This is a genomic window from Aeromonas sp. FDAARGOS 1419, assembly GCF_019047045.1.
Classification (GTDB): domain Bacteria; phylum Pseudomonadota; class Gammaproteobacteria; order Enterobacterales; family Aeromonadaceae; genus Aeromonas; species Aeromonas veronii.
The window spans coordinates 462,567-480,738 of the sequence record NZ_CP077209.1 but is presented as its reverse complement, the minus strand read 5'-3'; the positions used below and the strand labels follow the sequence as shown (position 1 = coordinate 480,738).

General features: G+C 58.0%; 16 protein-coding genes and 2 pseudogenes. 13 read left to right on the top strand and 5 right to left on the bottom strand.

Translation table 11 applies throughout. From position 1 onward, the window contains the following. Window positions 1-126: 126 nt before the first annotated feature. The 4 genes and pseudogenes from adhE to I6L49_RS21125 form a co-directional block, all read left to right on the top strand. Window positions 127-2,793 carry a bifunctional acetaldehyde-CoA/alcohol dehydrogenase gene (adhE, locus tag I6L49_RS02090; RefSeq protein WP_019446648.1) on the top strand — a complete coding sequence of 889 codons (2,667 nt, stop codon included), beginning with the start codon at window positions 127-129 and terminating at the stop codon, window positions 2,791-2,793. Window positions 2,794-2,901: 108 nt separating this feature from the next. Continuing rightward, window positions 2,902-4,121 (top strand): IS3 family transposase gene (locus tag I6L49_RS02085; RefSeq protein ID WP_216949694.1). Its coding sequence is split into 2 segments (ribosomal slippage): window positions 2,902-3,250 and window positions 3,250-4,121, totalling 1,221 coding nucleotides; the frame shifts between segments, so codons are not numbered across the junction. A 56-nt stretch (window positions 4,122-4,177) separates the two neighbouring features. Then, window positions 4,178-4,252 (top strand): annotated as a pseudogene (locus I6L49_RS21130) (hypothetical protein); the annotation flags it as partial. A gap of 2 nt (window positions 4,253-4,254) precedes the next feature. Then, window positions 4,255-4,344, top strand: a pseudogene (locus I6L49_RS21125) (hypothetical protein); the annotation flags it as partial. Between the two features lie 339 nt (window positions 4,345-4,683). On the opposite strand, the gene I6L49_RS02075 reads toward I6L49_RS21125, so the two are convergent. The 3 genes from I6L49_RS02075 to I6L49_RS02065 form a co-directional block, all read right to left on the bottom strand. Continuing rightward, the gene (locus tag I6L49_RS02075) at window positions 4,684-5,424 is read right to left on the bottom strand and encodes a YebC/PmpR family DNA-binding transcriptional regulator (RefSeq protein WP_005337681.1); all 741 of its coding nucleotides are present in this window, start codon (window positions 5,422-5,424) and stop codon (window positions 4,684-4,686) included. A 102-nt stretch (window positions 5,425-5,526) separates the two neighbouring features. Next, entirely contained in the window at window positions 5,527-7,293 is a 1,767-nt protein-coding gene (gene aspS / locus I6L49_RS02070) for an aspartate--tRNA ligase (RefSeq protein WP_005361614.1), read from the bottom strand. 32 nt (window positions 7,294-7,325) lie between these two features. After that, window positions 7,326-7,577 (bottom strand): FmdB family zinc ribbon protein, encoded by a 252-nt coding sequence (locus I6L49_RS02065; RefSeq protein ID WP_005337686.1) that lies wholly within the window; start codon window positions 7,575-7,577, stop codon window positions 7,326-7,328. 162 nt (window positions 7,578-7,739) lie between these two features. Here I6L49_RS02065 and I6L49_RS02060 point away from each other — a divergent pair, with 162 nt between their 5' ends. From I6L49_RS02060 to I6L49_RS02035, 6 genes are all read left to right on the top strand, one after another. After that, on the top strand, window positions 7,740-8,588 hold the full coding sequence (locus I6L49_RS02060; protein ID WP_216950490.1) for a DUF72 domain-containing protein: 849 nt from the start codon (window positions 7,740-7,742) through the stop codon (window positions 8,586-8,588). Window positions 8,589-8,863: 275 nt separating this feature from the next. After that, a complete protein-coding gene (gene cmoA / locus I6L49_RS02055; protein WP_216950489.1) occupies window positions 8,864-9,610 on the top strand; it encodes a carboxy-S-adenosyl-L-methionine synthase CmoA in 747 nt (248 codons plus the stop codon). Beyond that, on the top strand, window positions 9,607-10,584 hold the full coding sequence (gene cmoB, locus I6L49_RS02050) for a tRNA 5-methoxyuridine(34)/uridine 5-oxyacetic acid(34) synthase CmoB (protein WP_216950488.1): 978 nt from the start codon (window positions 9,607-9,609) through the stop codon (window positions 10,582-10,584). Before cmoA ends, cmoB begins: the two co-directional genes overlap by 4 nt. Before the next feature lie 52 nt (window positions 10,585-10,636). Next, window positions 10,637-11,425 (top strand): ATP-dependent zinc protease, encoded by a 789-nt coding sequence (locus I6L49_RS02045; RefSeq protein WP_005337698.1) that lies wholly within the window; start codon window positions 10,637-10,639, stop codon window positions 11,423-11,425. Window positions 11,426-11,428: 3 nt separating this feature from the next. Beyond that, a complete protein-coding gene (locus I6L49_RS02040) occupies window positions 11,429-12,967 on the top strand; it encodes an inactive transglutaminase family protein (RefSeq protein WP_005337699.1) in 1,539 nt (512 codons plus the stop codon). A gap of 3 nt (window positions 12,968-12,970) precedes the next feature. Then, window positions 12,971-13,936, top strand: a complete 966-nt coding sequence (locus I6L49_RS02035) for an alpha-L-glutamate ligase-like protein (RefSeq protein ID WP_005337700.1) — start codon at window positions 12,971-12,973, stop codon at window positions 13,934-13,936. 249 nt (window positions 13,937-14,185) lie between these two features. Here the strand turns inward: I6L49_RS02035 and I6L49_RS02030 are convergent, their stop codons facing one another. Continuing rightward, on the bottom strand, window positions 14,186-14,788 hold the full coding sequence (locus I6L49_RS02030; protein WP_005337701.1) for a peroxiredoxin C: 603 nt from the start codon (window positions 14,786-14,788) through the stop codon (window positions 14,186-14,188). Between the two features lie 146 nt (window positions 14,789-14,934). Here I6L49_RS02030 and I6L49_RS02025 point away from each other — a divergent pair, with 146 nt between their 5' ends. The 3 genes from I6L49_RS02025 (at window position 14,935) to I6L49_RS02015 (ending at window position 16,975) form a co-directional block, all read left to right on the top strand. Continuing rightward, window positions 14,935-15,843 (top strand): hydrogen peroxide-inducible genes activator, encoded by a 909-nt coding sequence (locus I6L49_RS02025; RefSeq protein WP_005337702.1) that lies wholly within the window; start codon window positions 14,935-14,937, stop codon window positions 15,841-15,843. A gap of 194 nt (window positions 15,844-16,037) precedes the next feature. Continuing rightward, entirely contained in the window at window positions 16,038-16,487 is a 450-nt protein-coding gene (locus I6L49_RS02020; RefSeq protein WP_216950487.1) for a C40 family peptidase, read from the top strand. Window positions 16,488-16,798: 311 nt separating this feature from the next. Further along, on the top strand, window positions 16,799-16,975 hold the full coding sequence (locus I6L49_RS02015) for a hypothetical protein (RefSeq protein WP_005337704.1): 177 nt from the start codon (window positions 16,799-16,801) through the stop codon (window positions 16,973-16,975). Window positions 16,976-17,143: 168 nt separating this feature from the next. Here I6L49_RS02015 and dsdC read toward each other — a convergent pair whose 3' ends face one another. Beyond that, window positions 17,144-18,088: a DNA-binding transcriptional regulator DsdC gene (gene dsdC, locus I6L49_RS02010; RefSeq protein ID WP_216950486.1), complete on the bottom strand. Its 945-nt coding sequence runs from the start codon at window positions 18,086-18,088 to the stop codon at window positions 17,144-17,146. Window positions 18,089-18,172 lie beyond the last annotated feature (84 nt).

Sequence of the window (18,172 nt, the reverse complement as noted above, 5' to 3'; positions counted from 1 at the left end):
TCAGAAAGCGATTTAGTAAGGCATGTGAAAAAGCTGTTGCAACGATACCGTCTTGACAGGGCGACTATAATTGCCGGGCATTGCCAACGTCTTACTAAACAGTTTTCAAATAATCAGGAGATAAACATGGCAGTAACCAATTTGGCTGAACTGGATGCACTGGTCGCCCGCGTTAAGGAAGCCCAGCGTGAATTCGCCAGCTTCTCTCAAGAGCAGGTAGACAAGATCTTCCGTGCCGCCGCCCTGGCCGCCAACAACGCCCGTATCCCCCTGGCCCAGATGGCCGTGGAAGAATCCGGTATGGGTATCATCGAAGACAAGGTTATCAAGAACCACTTCGCCTCCGAATACATCTACAACAAGTACAAAGACGAGAAGACCTGCGGCATTCTGAGCGAAGATGATCAGATGGGCACCATCACCATCGCCGAGCCGGTAGGTATCATTTGTGGTATCGTTCCGACCACCAACCCGACCTCCACTGCGATCTTCAAATCCATGATCGCGCTCAAGACCCGCAACGCCATCATCTTCTCCCCGCACCCCCGTGCCAAGAACTCCACCAATACCGCTGCCAAGCTGGTACTGGATGCCGCTGTTGCCGCCGGTGCGCCGAAAGACATCATCGGCTGGATCGACCAACCGTCTGTTGAGCTCTCCAACGCCCTGATGAAGCACGAAGACATCAACTTGATCCTGGCCACCGGTGGCCCGGGCATGGTGAAAGCAGCCTACTCCTCCGGTAAACCTGCTATCGGTGTGGGTGCCGGTAACGTACCTATCGTTATCGACGAAACTGCCGACGTGAAGCGTGCCGTTGCCTCCATCCTGATGTCCAAGACTTTCGATAACGGCGTGGTCTGTGCTTCCGAGCAGGCAGTCATCGTTGTTGATGCCATCTACGACCAGGTTAAAGAGCGCTTTGCATCCCACAAGGGCCACGTGCTCTCCAAAGAAGATGCTGACAAGGTACGTAAAGTCATCCTGATCAACGGTGCCCTGAACGCCAACATCGTTGGCCAGCCGGCCACCAAGATTGCCGAGATGGCAGGCGTGACTGTGCCGGCTGATACCAAGATCCTGATCGGTGAAGGCGTCAAGCTGTGTGCAGAAGATGAGTTTGCTCACGAGAAATTGTCCCCGCTGCTCGGTATGTTCCGTGCAAGCAGCTTCGAAAACGCCGTTGATATGGCCTGTGACATGGTCAACATCGGTGGTATCGGCCACACCTCAGGTCTGTACACCGACCAGGACCGCAACGCTGACCGCATCAAGTACTTCGGCGACAAGATGAAGACCGCGCGTATCCTGATCAACACTCCGTCTACACAAGGCGGTATCGGTGACCTGTACAACTTCGCAATGGCACCGTCCCTGACCCTGGGTTGCGGCTCCTGGAGCGGTAACTCCATCTCCGAAAACGTGGGTCCGAAGCACCTGATCAACAAGAAGACAGTCGCAAAACGGGCAGAAAACATGCTGTGGCACAAACTTCCGAAATCCATCTACTTCCGTCGTGGTTCCCTGCCGATCGCTCTGAGCGACCTGGAAGGTAAAAAGCGTGCCATGGTCGTAACTGACCGCTTCCTGTTCAACAACGGCTACGCCGATGAACTGGTCAGCCTGCTGAAAGCACAGAATATGGAAGTGGAAGTGTTCTACGAAGTAGAAGCTGACCCGACCCTGGCTGTGGTTCGCAAGGGTGCCGAGATGGCCAACTCCTTCAAACCGGACGTTATCCTGGCGCTGGGCGGTGGTTCACCGATGGATGCAGCCAAGATCATGTGGGTGATGTACGAGCACCCGAACACTGCGTTCGAAGATCTGGCCATGCGCTTCATGGACATCCGCAAGCGTATCTACAAATTCCCGAAAATGGGCGTGAAGGCCGAACTGGTCTGTATCACCACCACTTCCGGTACCGGCTCTGAAGTCACTCCGTTTGCGGTAGTAACCGATGAAGTGTCTGGTCAGAAGTATCCGCTGGCTGACTACGAGCTGACCCCGAACATGGCCATCGTTGATGCCAACCTGGTTATGGGTATGCCGAAGTCCCTGTGTGCCTTCGGTGGTATCGATGCCGTGACTCACGCCATGGAAGCCTATGTTTCCGTACTGGCTAACGAGTACTCCGACGGCCAGGCGCTGCAAGCCCTGAAAATGCTGAAAGAGTACCTGCCGTCCAGCTACCAGAACGGTGCCAACGACCCGATCGCTCGTGAGAAGGTGCACAATGCTGCCACCATCGCCGGTATCGCGTTCGCCAACGCCTTCCTGGGTGTGTGCCACTCCATGGCTCACAAACTGGGTGCCGAGTTCCACATTCCGCACGGCCTGGCTAACGCCCTGCTGATCAGCAACGTCATCCGCTACAACGCGAACGACAACCCGACCAAGCAGACTGCGTTCTCCCAGTACGACCGCCCGCAGGCTCGTCGTCGTTACGCCGAAGTCGCTGACCACCTGGGTCTGACTGCTGCCGGTGACCGCACCGCTGCCAAGATCGAGAAGCTGCTGACATGGCTGGACGAGCTGAAGGCTACCCTGGGTATCCCGGCCTCTATCCGCGAAGCTGGCGTAACTGAAGCTGACTTCCTGGCCAAGGTTGACCAGCTGGCGATCGAAGCTTTCGATGACCAGTGCACCGGTGCCAACCCGCGCTACCCGCTGATCAGCGAGCTGAAGCAGGTTCTGCTGGACTCCTACTACGGTCGTCCGTTCACCGAAGCCGCTCCGGTAACTGCTGCCCCGGTTGAAGCCAAGGTTGAAGGCAAGAAGAAATCCAAGGCCTGATAACCAGTCCTGAGATAACAAGCCCGCGCACTGCGCGGGCTTTTTTTTATCTGCCTGTCCCGTCCTGAATATGGTTTACACCTTTCCTCCCAATAAATGGAGAACCCGATGGGACAAGGTGTGAAACGGACACAGCGCGATTACTCGCTGACTTTTAAACTGGCACTGGTCGAGCAGATTGAAAAAGGCGAGCTCACCTATAAACAGGCTCAGGTGCGTTATGGCATTCAGGGCCGCTCCACCGTTCTGGTATGGTTGCGTAAACATGGTCGGCAAGATTGGAGCCAGGGGGCTTCTGTACGCGCCGGCAGGAGCATCACCATGCCTGACCCCGACAACCAGACGCCCGAACAGCGCATCAAGGAACTCGAGCAGCAGCTGGCGCTGATGAGTCAGAAGGCCCGGTTCTTTGAGGCCATCGTCGATGTACTGAAGAATGACTACGGCGTCTCCATCGTAAAAAAGCGACCCGGCAAGTCCTCTCGCAGCGGCAAGTCGAGAGGCTGACCATGGTCAGGGCTTGCCTGTTTCTGGGGATAAGCCGGCAGGCTTACTACAAGCGCAATCGGGTCGCCGACGAGCGCCATGCACAGGGATTGCAAGTGGTGCGTTTTGTGCGTCAGGTTCGACTGCGACAACCTCGGGTGGGCACTCGCAAGCTGCATTATCTGCTCCAGGGTCAGGATGATGGCGGGCTCAAGGTCGGGCGGGACAGGTTGTTTCGGATATTGGCCGAGCACCGCCTGCTGGTGCCACCCAGACGGGCTTATCACAAGACCACCCACAGTTTTCACCGTTTCTACCGTCATCCCAACTTGCTCAAGGCGGGGCCAGAGCAGGTCACACCGGTGGCCCCGGAGCAGGTCTGGGTCGCTGATATCACCTATCTGCCAGCCAGGAGCGGACCGCTGTACCTGAGCCTGGTGACGGATGCGTACTCACGCAAGATAGTAGGCCACCACGTACACGAAGGGATGCACGCGGAGTCGGTGGCGATGGCGTTCAGGAAAGCACTGAAGCAACGGCGTGGCGACGGTGAACTCATCCATCACTCAGACCGCGGCGTGCAGTATTGCTCGGGACTGTATCAGTCATTACATGAACGGTACGGGGTGAAATGCTCGATGACGGATGGGTATGACTGTTACCAGAATGCGTTGGCGGAGCGGGTGAACGGGATTTTGAAAGGAGAGTTGTTGTTGCAAAGCCCGCAGGATTTGATGCAAGCGCGGGAAATGGTGCGTGAAGCGGTGGATATTTACAACGCGGAGCGGCCGCATCATGCGTTGAAATACAGAACCCCCGATGCGGTACATAGGGGGTTCTGAGTAGAGAAATGCTAGTTGAAAATGTGTAAACCTATTTCAGGACTAGACAGCCACTTATCACAGAGCTCCTCTCTCCACCCGATTGCGGTAGTGCAGCCCCTAACGTCCCAACCAACCAACCAACCAACCAACCAACCAACCAACCAACCAACCAACCAACTCGCCCCAGCCAATCCGTTATCGACATCCCAACCTGTCACTCTGTATTGATGGCCCCCTCTGATAACAAGGGCACGCTCCATCACCTCCCACCCCCTACCCGCAACGCAATTACCCTGACGGGCAGATGTGAGCAGTCAACGCCATCTCAAGAGCTAAAGGTGTGATAAACAGGATAATCGGAGCCTCGCTAACGCAATGCAGCAGAACTGCGACTGGCATACGTGCAGGGCCAACCGACTGGCAGGGACAGATCAATGATAATTCGCGGAGAAAGCGGGAAAGATTGTAAGTGAAGAGAGTTGTAGCAGCGGTTGCGCAACCGACACATCAGCAGTTGCCACGATGCAAAGATAAAAAATGGCAGCCATCAGGCTGCCATCGGGAGAGCACAATTCAGCGATCAGAGGGTCGCAGCGACTTCATCGGAGATTGAGCCGTTGTGGTAAACCTCTTGCACGTCGTCCAGATCTTCCAGCATGTCGATCAGACGCATCAGCTTGGGTGCAGTTTCTGCATCCAGCTCCGCTTCGGTGGAGGGGATCATGGTCACTTCGGCGCTCTGGGCCTTGAAGCCGGCAGCTTCCAGACCGTCCAGCACGGTACCGAAGTCGTTCGGGGTGGTGTACACCTCGATGGTGCCATCCTCTTCAGTGACCACGTCATCGGCGCCCGCTTCCAGCGCGGCATCCATCAGGGCATCTTCGTCTACGCCCACGAAGGTCAGCAGACCTTTCTTGCTGAACAGATAGGCGACGGAGCCGTCGGTACCCAGGTTGCCACCGCACTTGCTGAAGGCGTGGCGCACTTCGGCTACGGTACGGTTACGGTTATCGGTCAGGCACTCTACCATCACGGCAGAGCCAGCCGGGCCGTAACCTTCGTAAACGATGGTCTCGAGCTGTTCACCATCGCCACCACCGGCGCCACGCTGAATGGCACGGTTGATGGTGTCGCGGGTCATGTTGTTGGTCAGGGCGGCAGTCACCGCAGCACGCAGACGCGGGTTGTTGGCCGGATCGGCATCACCCAGACGCGCGGAGGTAGTGATTTCGCGGATCAGTTTGGTGAAGATCTTGCCACGCTTGGCGTCCTGAGCGGCCTTGCGGTGTTTGATGTTGGCCCATTTACTGTGACCTGCCATAGAGACTCTCCGTTATTTTTTAAATGTCAGTAACACTGATCATGACTAACCCAAGGGAAACACAGAGGCCGCACGGCGGCGGCCTCCGGTGCCGGTATCGGCTTACTCGTCGCCCTTGACGGTGGTTGCAATCGCCAGCTCACCCAGTTGGGCGGCATTGGCAAGGCTGGGGGCGTCTGTCATCAGACAGGCAGCCGCGGTCGTTTTCGGGAAAGCGATGACGTCCCGAATGTTTTCGGTGCCGGTCAGCAGCATGCTGAGACGGTCCAGACCGAAGGCCAGACCGGCGTGCGGCGGGGTACCGTACTTCAGCGCATCCAGCAGGAAGCCGAACTTCAGGCGCTGCTCGGCCGGGGTGATACCCAGGATGTCGAACACGGTGGATTGCATCTCGCTGTTGTGGATACGGACAGAGCCGCCACCCACTTCGTAGCCGTTGATCACCATGTCGTAGGCGTTGGCGTAAGCACCCACAGGGTTGGCTTTCAGCTCGGCCGGGCTCATGTTGCTCGGCGCGGTGAACGGGTGGTGCATGGCGGCCAGACCACCTTCACCATCTTCCTCGAACATCGGGAAGTCGATGACCCACAGCGGTTTCCAGCTGTTCTCCAGCAGGCCCAGATCGCGACCCACTTTCAGACGCAGGGCGCCCATAGCATCGCAGACCACTTTCTTGCTGTCAGCGCCAAAGAAGATGATGTCGCCGTCGGCCGCGCCGGTACGGGCCAGGATCTCGCGCACGATGGCGTCAGAGAGGAACTTGGCAACCGGAGACTGCACGCCTTCGATGCCGTTGGCGGCTTCGTTAACCTTCATCCAGGCCAGGCCCTTGGCACCGTAGATGCCGACAAACTTGGTGTATTCGTCGATCTGCTTGCGAGAGAGCTCGGCACCGCCCGGCACTTTCAGAGCAGCCACACGGCCTTTCGGATCGTTGGCGGGGCCCGCGAACACGGCGAACTCGACAGCAGTCAGCAGATCAGCCACATCAACCAGCTCCATTGGCAGACGCAGGTCCGGCTTGTCGGAGCCGTAGCGACGCATGGCTTCGTCGAAGGTCATGATCGGGAAGTCGCCCAGATCCACGTTCAGGATGTGCAGCCACAGTTTGCGGATCATCTCTTCCATCACTTCACGCACCTGCGGTGCGGTCATGAAGGAGGTCTCCACGTCGATCTGGGTGAATTCCGGCTGGCGGTCGGCACGCAGGTCTTCGTCACGGAAGCACTTGACGATCTGGTAGTAACGGTCGAAGCCGGACATCATCAGCAACTGCTTGAACAGCTGGGGTGATTGCGGCAGAGCGTAGAACTTGCCCTTGTGCACGCGGCTCGGCACCAGATAGTCACGGGCACCTTCCGGGGTGGCTTTGGTCAGCATCGGGGTCTCGATATCGAGGAAGCCGTGCTCGTCCATGAAGCGGCGTACGAAGGCGCTGGCCTTGGCACGGGTCTTCAGGTACTTGGCCATCTCGGGACGACGCAGATCCAGGTAGCGATACTTGAGGCTGATCTCTTCGCTGTTGACCTGATTGAAGTCCAGCGGCAGCGGCTCGGCACGGTTGATGATGTTGAGTTCGTGGGCGAACACTTCGATGGCGCCAGTGGCCATGTCGCTGTTGCGCTGGGACTCGGGACGGGTGCGCACCACGCCGGTCACCTGGATGCAGAACTCGCCGCGCAGCTCGGAGGCCAGGGCAAACGCCTCCGGCTTGTCCGGATCGAAGAACACCTGAACGATCCCTTCCCGGTCGCGCATATCGATAAAGATCAGACCGCCGAGATCACGACGACGATGAACCCAACCGCACAATGTAATGGTCTGCCCTGCATGGGCCTCATTGACCTGTCCGCAATAGATAGAGCGCATGGACTTCTTCCTTCGAAATTGTAGAGAGACGGTTAACCTTGGGCCGCCGGGCACGACTGGCAAGCACCGTCTGTCTCACAGCTGGCCAGATTCTTTTTCTTACCCGGTTTGAAATCAGTCTCGTACCATCCGGTTCCCTTGAGCCGGAAGCCTGCCGCCGATATCAGCTTGACCAGATTCGGCTTGCTACAGGCCGGACAGTCGGTCAGGGGGGCATCGGAAAGCTTTTGCAGTTTTGCCAATTCATGGCCACAGACGTCGCAACGATATTCGTAGATAGGCATGGGTCACAAGAAATTGAAAAACAAAAGGGCTGGCATTATAGAGGAAAACCCCCTTTTGGGTAAAATGGCCAGCAGCCTCCTTTCGCCAGTTTTTTGCACTCGATGGCAAAAAGCGGGCAAAAAATCGGCACGAATGCACCAAGAGCGAAGAGAATAGCCATCATGAGCCTCTATTTGGGCCTGCCACAGTGGTCCCACCCCAGCTGGCCCGGCCAGTTGCTGGGCCTTAGCGCCAAGCCTGCCGAACACCTTGCCCACTACGCGGCCGTCTTCAACTCGGTGGAGGGTAACACCACCTTCTACGCCCTGCCGACACCGGACACGGTACAGCGCTGGGCCGATGCGGTGCCCGATCACTTTCGTTTCAACTTCAAATTTCCGCAAACCATCAGCCACCAGAGCGATCTGGTGAGCGCAGACAAACAGGTTGCCGACTTTATCAAGCTACTTGCGCCACTACACGAGAAGCTGGGGCTGCTCACCCTGCAGCTGCCCGCCCGTTTCGGGCCACAGGGGCTGGCCAGACTGGCGGCCTTTATCGAGCGGCTGCCACGGGCATTTCGCTACGCCCTCGAGGTGCGTCACCCCGACTTTTTCGCCAAGGGGGAGGCCGAGCGGGCATTGAACCGGCTGCTGATGGAACAGGGTGTGAACCGGGTGATGCTCGACAGCCGGCCACTCTTCTCGGTGCAAGCAACCACGCCAACCCTTGTCGATGCCCAGGGCAAGAAACCGCGCCTGCCGGTGCATCTGCTGGCCACCGCCAACGCCCCCATGGTGCGCTTTATCGGCCTGCCGGATCCGGCGGCCAATCACCCCTTCCTGCCCAGCTGGCTCCCCCACTGGCGCCAGTGGCTTTCCGAGGGCAAGGATCTCTACCTCTATATACATACTGCCGACAACGCCCAGGCACCTGAGCTGGCCCGCCAGATAACCCGCTTGCTGGAGCAGGAGATGGCCCCCTGGCCAGGGGAAAACGATCGCGCACGGCAGGGAGTGCTGCGCTTTTAGCCAACCCATTCTGTAGCCATCGTTTCGCTGTAAAAAAAGTACTTTTTTGTGGCGTGGCAAGCCCTGGCGTCAAGACAAACGGCCATCAATCCTCTACACTACCGCCCCAAGTAAGGGTCCGGAACATGGCCCGTACGAACAGGACAGGTCCAAAGGATTTCATGACCAGCCACCCCGTTCGTAAACAGGTGATAAATCTACTCTGATGGGTGTCACCCAACGACTCAATTGAACAATACAGCCGGGTGATGTCCCGACTGTCAGGTTGCGCCAGCATGCATACCAAAGATCAAATTTTTGCCGCCCCGATCGCCCGATTGGGTGACTTCTGTTTTGACGAACAGGTCGTCGACGTGTTTCCCGATATGATCCAGCGCTCGGTGCCGGGTTACAGCAACATCATCTCTGCCATCGGCATGATGGCCGCCCGCTACGCCCAACCCGAGAGCCGACTCTATGATCTCGGCTGCTCACTGGGCGCCGCGACCCAGGCGATGCGTCGCCATGTCAGCCAGCCCGGCTGCCGCATCACCGCGGTGGATCTCTCCCATCCGATGATCGAGCGCGCCCGCGCCCACCTCTCCGGCTTCAAATCCGAGGTACCGGTGGAGCTGGTGGAAGCAGATATCTGCGACATCGAGATCGAGAACGCCTCCGTGGTGGTGCTCAACTTCACCCTGCAATTTGTCGAACCAGAGAAACGGACCGCCCTGATCCAGCGCATTCACGATGGGCTGCGCCCGGGCGGGATCCTGATCCTGAGCGAAAAGTTCCGCTTCGAAGATGAACCGGTCAACGAGCTGCTGATCGATCTGCATCTCGACTTCAAGCGGGCCAATGGCTACAGCGAGCTGGAGATCAGCCAGAAACGAACTGCCCTTGAGAACGTGATGCGCACCGACAGCCTGCCGGTGCATCAGGCTCGCCTGCGGGACGCCGGTTTCGTCCATCAGGATCTCTGGTTCCAGTGCTTTAACTTCGGCTCCATGATTGCCATCAAATCCAGCGACGCCCAGCCATGATCGACTTTGCCAATTTCTATCAACTGATTGCCAAAAACCGGCTGAGCCACTGGCTGCATACCCTGCCCGCCCAGCTGCACGCCTGGCAACATGACAACCAGCATGGCGACCTGCCGCGCTGGAATCGCGCCCTCAACAAGCTGCCGCAGGTGGCTCCCGGCAACATCGAGCTGAAAAGCCGGGTCGAGATTGGCTCGGCCGAGAGCCTTGGCGAAGGTGAGCGCAAGAAGGTCGAGAGCCTGCTGCGCCACTTCATGCCCTGGCGCAAGGGGCCGTTCACCGTGCACGGCATCCATATCGATACCGAGTGGCGCTCTGACTGGAAGTGGGATCGGGTGCTGCCCCATATCAGCCCGCTCGAAGGCCGTTACGTGCTGGATGTGGGCTGCGGCAGCGGTTACCACCTCTGGCGCATGGTGGGTGAAGGGGCTCGGCTTGCAGTCGGCATCGACCCGAGCCCGCTGTTCCTCTGCCAGTTCGAGGCCATTCGCCACTTCGCAGGCAATGATCAGCGCGCCCACCTGCTGCCGCTCGGTATTCAGGAGCTGCCGGAGCTGCGTGCCTTTGACACCGTCTTCTCCATGGGAGTGCTCTATCACCGCAAATCCCCCATCGAGCACATCGAGCAGCTGCGCAATCAATTGAAAGATGATGGCGAGCTGGTGCTGGAGACCCTGGTGATCGATGGCGGGGTCAACGACGTGCTGATGCCCACCGACCGTTACGGCAAGATGCGCAACGTCTGGTTTATTCCCTCAAGCCGCGCCCTCAAGCTGTGGGTCGAGCGCTGCGGCTTCACCGACGTGCGGATAGTAAACGAGAATATGACCAGCACCGACGAACAGCGTCGTACCGACTGGATGATTAATGAATCCCTGAGTGACTATCTGGATCCAGACAATCCGGCACTCACGGTAGAAGGACACCCGGCGCCGAAACGTGCCGTACTGATTGCCCGCAAGGCCAAAGACTAGCCGATGGCGATTCAGGAAGTTACACTGACCCAATTCCAGGAAGCACAGTTAAATGAATGACATGAAAAGCAAATTAAAAGGAATGACCCTGCTCTCCCTGCTTAGTCTCGGCGGGTGTGTCAATATGGAAAAAGCGCCTCAGGTCCCTGCTCTGACGCTGGCCGAGCTTCGTAGCGAGCTGAGCCAGAGCGAGCAGCGCCTGCAAACATCCATGGAACAGCAACAGAAGCAGTATGTGCAGCAACAGCACCTGCTGGTTCAGCTCAACACAGATGTCACCAATATGAAAGAGTCCGTCAAGCAAGTAGACCACAAGCTCGCCACCCTCCCCTCCGAGCCGCCCAAGCCGATGGCCATCCCCACCGAGAAGTGCCCGGCCCCCAATCAGGGTCACACCATCGATGGCAAGCTGATGGTCGGTGAAGCCGAGTGGATCTGGGTTGATGCAGCCAACGACGCCTTCCAGGCGCGGGTCGATACCGGTGCGACCACCTCCTCCATCAGTGCGCAGGAGATCACCATTTTCGAGCGCAACGGCAAAAACTGGGTGCGCTTCTTCCTGAGCCATCAGGAAGTGGACGACAAGATCCAGATCGAAGCGCCGCTGGTACGCCATGTGCGGGTGCGTCAGGCCTCTGCCGACGATCTGGACCGCCGTCCGGTAGTGCGTCTGGCCGTGCGCATTGGCGACATGACCGAGAAAGCCGAATTTACCCTGAAAGACCGTAGCGACATGACCTTCCCTGTGCTGCTGGGTCGTGAATTTTTGAAAGACATCGCCGTGGTTGATGTGGCCCGCGAATATATCCAACCCAAACCCAAGCTCAAGGATGTGAAATAATCCATGGTTTCCCGTAAGCCGTTCTATTTGCTGGTAGCCCTGCTGTACATTGTCGGCCTGGGGATGACGATCTATCACCATATCGCGTTGGATGTACCGCTGACGCCCGGTGAAAAGCGCCAGATCTGGTCCATCGAAGCCAAGCTGGAGTTCGAGGCGACCGGTGAGCCGGTGATCGCCTCCCTGGCCATTCCGGGCACCCAGCCCGGTTTCACCCTGATGAACGAGAACGCCGCCAGCCCGGGCTACGGCCTCTCCTTCGTTGAGAAAGATGGCGATGCCCGCGCCGAGTGGTCCATCCGCACCGCCTCTGGCCGTCAGGAGCTCTATTACCGCGTCGACATGATGGCGGATGCCCACGCCAAACCGGCCGCCAATCCGCAGCCGCCTGCCATCGAGAAGCAGATCGAGAGTGAGCCTTATGCCACCGCGATGAAGCAGATCCTCGAGCGGGCACAGGAGCGCTCTGCCGACGGCTACACCCTGACTCGCGAGATCATCAAGGAGATCGAGAAGCAGGAGCAGAACGCCGAGCTGCTGAAAAAGCACAAGAGCCGCGCCAACCTGATCGCCGAGCTGCTCAACAATGCTGACGTCCCCACCCGCGTGGTGCATGCCCTGAATCTGGAAGATGGCCGCCGTCGTCAGGAGCTGGTGGATTACCTGCAGGTATTCAACAGCCCGACCGACTACAAGCTGTTCAACCCGCAAACCGGTGAACAGGGTCGTCCGGCCAACCTGCTGCTGTGGGAATACAACTCCGGCGCCCTGCTGGACGTGACCGGTGGTCACAACTCCCGTGTCAGCTTCTCGATGATCGAGCAGGAGCAGCCGGTGAGCGTTGCACTGGCGCAGAAGTTCGAAAAATCAGAGATGATGAACTTCTCCATCCACAGCCTGCCGCTGGAAGAGCAGACTCTGTTCAAGGGCTTGCTGCTGATCCCGATCGGCGTGCTGATGGTGGTGTTCCTGCGGGTGCTGGTGGGGATCAAGACCTCAGGTACCTTTATGCCGGTGCTGATCGCGGTCGCCTTTATCCAGACCTCGCTGGTCACCGGCCTCATCGGCTTCCTGCTGATCGTCGGCACCGGTCTCATCATCCGCTCCTATCTGTCTCGGCTTAACCTGCTGCTGGTCGCCCGAATATCGGCCATCATCATCATGGTTATCTCGATGATCGGTATCTTCTCCGCATTCGCCTTCAAGCTGGGGCTGACCGACGGTATGAAGATCACCTTCTTCCCGATGATCATCCTCTCCTGGACCATCGAACGGATGTCCATCCTGTGGGAAGAAGAGGGCCCGAAAGAGGTGTTCCGCCAGGGCGGCGGCTCTCTGCTGGTTGCCGTCATCGCCTATCTGGCCATGGATAACGAGCTTATTCGTCACCTCACCTTCAACTTCCTCGGCCTGCAGCTGGTGCTGATGGCGACCGTGCTGTTGATGGGTAACTACACCGGCTACAAGCTGAGCGAACTGAAGCGCTTCAAGCCGCTGGTGGACGAGATGAAATCTGGCGTCACCCCGGGTAAGGACAAGTAACCGATGTGGTTCTGGGAAAAATACACAACCCCGTGGAGCCTGTCCCAATCAGGCATCCTCGGCATGAACAAGCGCAACCACTCCTATATCAGCCGCTACAATCCGCGCAGCCTCTATCCGCTGGTGGATGACAAGCTGCAGACCAAGCAAATTGCGCTGGATGCAGGGGTCACCGTGCCTGAGCTGATCGGTACCATCCGTGCCCAGCACGATGTGGGTCGCATCACCGAGCTGGTAAAAGATTGGCCGGGCTTCTGCATCAAGCCGGCCCGTGGCTCGGGCGGCAAGGGGATCCTGGTGATCCTGCGCCAGGAAGATGGCCTCTTCTACAAGCCCAACGGCAGCGCCTCCAACGGTCAGGATCTGGAGCGCCATGTCTCCAACATTCTGGCGGGGCTCTATTCGCTCGGCGGCAAGCCAGACGTGGCACTGGTCGAAGGTCTCATCAACTTTGATGATGTGTTCGACGGCTACTCTTTTGAAGGGGTGCCCGATGCCCGGGTGATCATCTTCAAGGGGTTCCCGGTGATGGCGATGATGCGCCTCTCCACCGCAGCCTCCGATGGCAAGGCGAACCTGCACCAGGGCGCCGTGGGGGTGGGTCTGTGCCTGCGTACCGGTCGTGCCCTGCGGGCGGTGCAGTTTGGCAATCCGCTGCGCCACCATCCGGACACCGGCCTCGATCTCTATGAGCTCAAGGTGCCCCACTGGGATACCCTGCTCACCCTGGCCGCCTCCTGCTACGAGATGTCGGGTCTGGGTTATATCGGTACCGATATGGTGCTGGACAAGTTCCGCGGCCCCATGCTGCTGGAGCTCAACGCCCGTCCCGGTCTTGCCATCCAGATCGCCAACGGTCGCGGCCTGGTGCCCAATCTCAAGACCATTGAGAAGCTGGGACAGGTGAAGATGAACGTGGAGCAGCGGGTCAATTTCGCCAAGGATCACTTCGGGATCTTTGAGGAATAGCCCCTCCGCTTGTGAACTGAGCGCGCCTATGGCGCGCTTTTTTTATGGCTATTGTCTGTCGGCATATCCCCCCACCCAGCCATTCGGATCAGCACCTCATTTCGAAACAACGAGTACGCCAGCGAACAGCTGCTTGGAATAGCGATGGAGCGAGAAAAGTGTGACCGGCGATATCAGGGGGATAGATGACTCACAGGTATAAAAAAACCGGCGCCAAGACGCCGGTTCTTCAAGGAGAGTACGACTCGATTACAGGGAGTCAGCATTCTCGGACAGGTACTTGGCAACGCCGTCCGGAGAAGCTTGCATACCTTTTTTGCCTTTTTCCCACTGAGCCGGGCACACTTCGCCGTGCTCTTCGTGGAATTGCAGGGCATCGACCATGCGCAGCATCTCGTCGATGTTGCGGCCCAGCGGCAGATCGTTGACAACCTGATGGCGAACGACACCGTTCTTGTCGATCAGGAAGGAGCCACGGAACGCCACACCGGCTTCCGGATGCTCAACGTCATAGGCTTTGCAGATTTCGTGCTTGACGTCAGCGATCAACGGGTACTTGACCTGACCGATACCGCCATCTTCCACTTTGGTGTTGCGCCATGCGTTGTGGGAGAACTGGGAATCGATGGAAACACCGATCACTTCCACGCCACGCTTCTGGAACTCTTCATAACGGTGATCGAAGGCAATCAGCTCGGACGGGCAGACGAAGGTGAAATCGAGCGGGTAGAAGAAGACAACGGCAGCTTTGCCTTTGATGTGGGATGACAGGTTGAATGAATCAACGATCTCGCCATTACCCAGAACAGCTGCGGCGGTAAAATCGGGTGCGGGACGGCCTACCAATACCATATTCAATTCCTCTTTATGTGAAGTGAACAATCCGGTGAGGATTGGGCTACCTAGAGCCAAGTCCATCTAATTCAAGCGACAAACTATAGACCCGGTGGTAGATTAGTTAAATCAAATTAAATAGATAGCATTAATCGGGTTTTTCTATGCAACGTTGGCCCAGCCTCAAACAGCTGCAATATCTGGTCGCTCTCGATGAGCACAAGAACTTCAACCGCGCCGCCAAGGCCTGTCATGTCAGCCAGTCGACCCTGAGTACCGGGATCCAGACGCTGGAGGACATGATGAACCTGCAACTGGTGGAGCGGGACCACAAGAGCTTCATTATGACCCCGGTCGGCATGGAAATCGTCGAGCGCGCTCGCAATTTGCTCTCCGATGCGCGGGATCTCATGGAGCTCGGGCAACATCAGGGCGGCGTGATGCAGGGGACGGTACGTCTGGGCTGCATTCCCACCATCGCCCCCTTCCTGCTGAGCAAGCTGCTGAAAGAGTGCAGCAAAACCTATCCTGACCTCGAATTGTTGCTGCGTGAAGACACCACCAGCAATCTGCTCAAGCAGCTGGAACAGGGTCAGCTCGACTTGCTGATCCTCGCCCTGCCCATAGAGATCGGGGGATTTCACTGCAAGACCGTCGGCCAGGATCCGTTCCACATGGTGATGCCCGCCAGCATGGCGGCCGGTCTGCATACCCCGTTCGACTACAAGGAGCTGCCCAACCAGAGCATCTTCCTGCTGGAGCGGGAGCACTGCCTCACCGAGCACGCAGTGAGCGCCTGCCGCCTGCGGGACAAGAGCAAGATCAACCCGTTCGCCGCCACCAGCCTGCACACCCTGGTGCAGATGGTGGAAGCGGGTCTTGGCACCACCTTCCTGCCGCAGATGGCCATCGATGCCGGCATTCTTGCCAACTCCGATCTGGTGGCCATCCCGCTGCCGGGAGAGACCTCCTATCGCGAGATCGGGCTGGTCTGGCGCCCCAGCACCACCCGGGTACAGACCTTCTACAAGCTGGCCGAGCTGCTTAAACCGCTGATCAGCCACAACGAGTGACAACAAACGCCAGCCCTCGGGCTGGCATTTTTCAGTTCCCCACCACATTTTTCCTCTCGGAGACTAGGTCTGGAGCCAGATCCCTGTTTATGATGGAAAAGTTGTCGCGTGCCCTCCTGCCCCCAGAACGATTTGACAGGATATGGCGTTCGATAAATGTCTCGTTTGGTAGACCCGTCCGTGGAGAGAGCCCGATGTATCGCAAGCTGCTGCTATCCCTGCTGACCCTGCTGCTGGCCGCCTGTTCCAGTACGCCTGAGCCGCCGCCGCCCCCCCGGCAGAGCAGTGCCTTTGATGGCTTCTACCAACAGTGGCGCGGTGTTCCCTACCGCATGGGCGGCGCCAGCCGCGCCGGGCTAGACTGCTCCGCCTTTACCCAGCTCGCCTACAGTCAGGTGCTGGGCTTCAACCTGCCAAGAACCACCGAATCTCAGGCCACCATTGGCAAACCGGTGGATCGCTACCGGCTGCAACACGGGGATCTGGTCTTCTTCAAAACCGGCTGGCAACAGTACCATGTGGGGGTCTACACAGGTGCCGGCGAGTTTATTCACGCCTCCACCAGTAAGGGAGTGATCCGCTCCCGCCTCGACAACGTCTACTGGAACAGTCGCTACTGGCAGGCACGTCGGGTGACCCAGTAACCACTCAAACGCCTGCTTGCGGCACAAGTTGCGTGCCGATACTCTCCGTCAATCCCTGTCGCTATGTCGGGACACGCAACCCACGCTTATAACTCAATTGGCCCCAAAGCCTGCATATCACACCATTTTGTGATAAGGTGGTGGCCAATTTTTAACACTTTTGCCTTTTTCTCATACGCTCTCTGTCCTGATTGACAACAAGCGAGGCGATAACAAGCAGCGCGCGGCGAAAGTGGAGTGTGGCGCAACACTGCCGGACGGGTGGCCCACAGCTGCAGTATCAAGGGTTAAATAGATAAGGAGATCGTGCAATGAAACAGTATCAAAGCTGGCTGGGGCAATACCTGATGAGTCGCCGTGACGGTGACCACGCCATGGCATGCGAGATGGCGAGTTCCATCTGCGAGTTCTGGCAACAGCAGGGTGATGAAAACGAACTGGACAAGTGGCAGCAGATTTACCAGAACCATCTGGAAAAGACCACCTGATCCCGACCGTTGCCTTGCTGCCAGCCACCCGGTGTTGGCAGCAAGGCCACTCGCGACCAACCACCATCAGCCAACCCCTCTCCCCCAATTTTCCCGCTACGTTAAACCACTACCTTCGTTCACTCGCGCTTTACCATCTTCATTTTGCTCTTGCGCACCGACCTCTGTTCATTCCATCTCGGCAGCCATTTCCTGCGCCCAGTCGATAAAGGCCTGGATCTTGGGACACGCCCGATTGGGCAGGGTCGCCATGTAATAACGCTGCTCGCACTTGATCTCCAGCCCGGCAAAAGGGGCCACCAGCTCGTTGCGTGCCAGTCGCTTGCTCACCAGATTCTTGCGCCCCATGGCGATCCCGGCGTGATTCATGGCGGCGATGATGGCGAGATCCGAGCGATCAAAACCCATGCTCAGCTGGCATGCCTCGAGGCTGACCCCGGCGTGGCGAGCCCAGCAGCTCCATTCGTCGGTATCCGAGTCAAATCCCCATGCCTGCCGATCATGAAGCAGACGGCACAAGGACAAGTTGGCGGGATTGCCGACAAGCCCGTGCTGCTCGGCATATTCCGGGCTGCAGACCGGCAGCATGAACTCATCCATCAGCGGGTGGATGGCAAGCCGCTCCGGGCTCTTCTCATCGAAATAGAGGGTCAAATCGATGCCATAACCATGCAGGTTGATGTTCTCGTTGCCGGTGATGATATTGAGCTCGATCTGCGGATGCAGGCGGGAGAAATCAGCCAACCTGGGCACCAGCCAGCACTGGGCGATGGAGGGACGCGAATAGATGGTCAGGGTACCGGAGAGCTCCTGATTCCTGATCTCCAGGATCTCCTGATTGATGAACTCCAGCGAAGATTTGAGCGCCCAGAACACCCGCTGCCCATCCGCCGTCAGTACCACCTTGCGGTGAAAACGCTCAAAGAGCTTGAACCCCAGCTCCTCTTCCAGCGCGCTGATCCGGTGGCTCACGGCACTGGGACTCAGCGACAACTCATCAGCCGCCATGGCAAAGGATCCGTGGCGGGCGGCCGCCTCGAAGGTGTGCAGCTTGGCCAACTGGTAGCCGCTCAACAGCTTGTTGCGCGATATGTAATTATCCCCGTTATACATTCATCCCCCTCTTCGCAATGGCCGCCGATGATACACCCACAGGCCACCTTCAGGATGAAGCCAAAAGACCCAAAGAGTGTTATT

Coding starts and splice junctions, on each gene's coding strand:
- cmoA (WP_216950489.1), top strand. CDS start 8,864: ATGCATACCAAAGATCAAATTTTTGCCGCCCCGATCGCCCGATTGGGT.
- cmoB (WP_216950488.1), top strand. CDS start 9,607: ATGATCGACTTTGCCAATTTCTATCAACTGATTGCCAAAAACCGGCTG.
- I6L49_RS02015 (WP_005337704.1), top strand. CDS start 16,799: ATGAAACAGTATCAAAGCTGGCTGGGGCAATACCTGATGAGTCGCCGT.
- I6L49_RS02075 (WP_005337681.1), bottom strand. CDS start 5,424: ATGGCAGGTCACAGTAAATGGGCCAACATCAAACACCGCAAGGCCGCT.
- I6L49_RS02030 (WP_005337701.1), bottom strand. CDS start 14,788: ATGGTATTGGTAGGCCGTCCCGCACCCGATTTTACCGCCGCAGCTGTT.
- I6L49_RS02025 (WP_005337702.1), top strand. CDS start 14,935: ATGCAACGTTGGCCCAGCCTCAAACAGCTGCAATATCTGGTCGCTCTC.
- I6L49_RS02065 (WP_005337686.1), bottom strand. CDS start 7,577: ATGCCTATCTACGAATATCGTTGCGACGTCTGTGGCCATGAATTGGCA.
- I6L49_RS02045 (WP_005337698.1), top strand. CDS start 10,637: ATGAATGACATGAAAAGCAAATTAAAAGGAATGACCCTGCTCTCCCTG.
- aspS (WP_005361614.1), bottom strand. CDS start 7,293: ATGCGCTCTATCTATTGCGGACAGGTCAATGAGGCCCATGCAGGGCAG.
- I6L49_RS02060 (WP_216950490.1), top strand. CDS start 7,740: ATGAGCCTCTATTTGGGCCTGCCACAGTGGTCCCACCCCAGCTGGCCC.
- I6L49_RS02035 (WP_005337700.1), top strand. CDS start 12,971: ATGTGGTTCTGGGAAAAATACACAACCCCGTGGAGCCTGTCCCAATCA.
- I6L49_RS02020 (WP_216950487.1), top strand. CDS start 16,038: ATGTATCGCAAGCTGCTGCTATCCCTGCTGACCCTGCTGCTGGCCGCC.
- I6L49_RS02040 (WP_005337699.1), top strand. CDS start 11,429: ATGGTTTCCCGTAAGCCGTTCTATTTGCTGGTAGCCCTGCTGTACATT.
- dsdC (WP_216950486.1), bottom strand. CDS start 18,088: ATGTATAACGGGGATAATTACATATCGCGCAACAAGCTGTTGAGCGGC.
- adhE (WP_019446648.1), top strand. CDS start 127: ATGGCAGTAACCAATTTGGCTGAACTGGATGCACTGGTCGCCCGCGTT.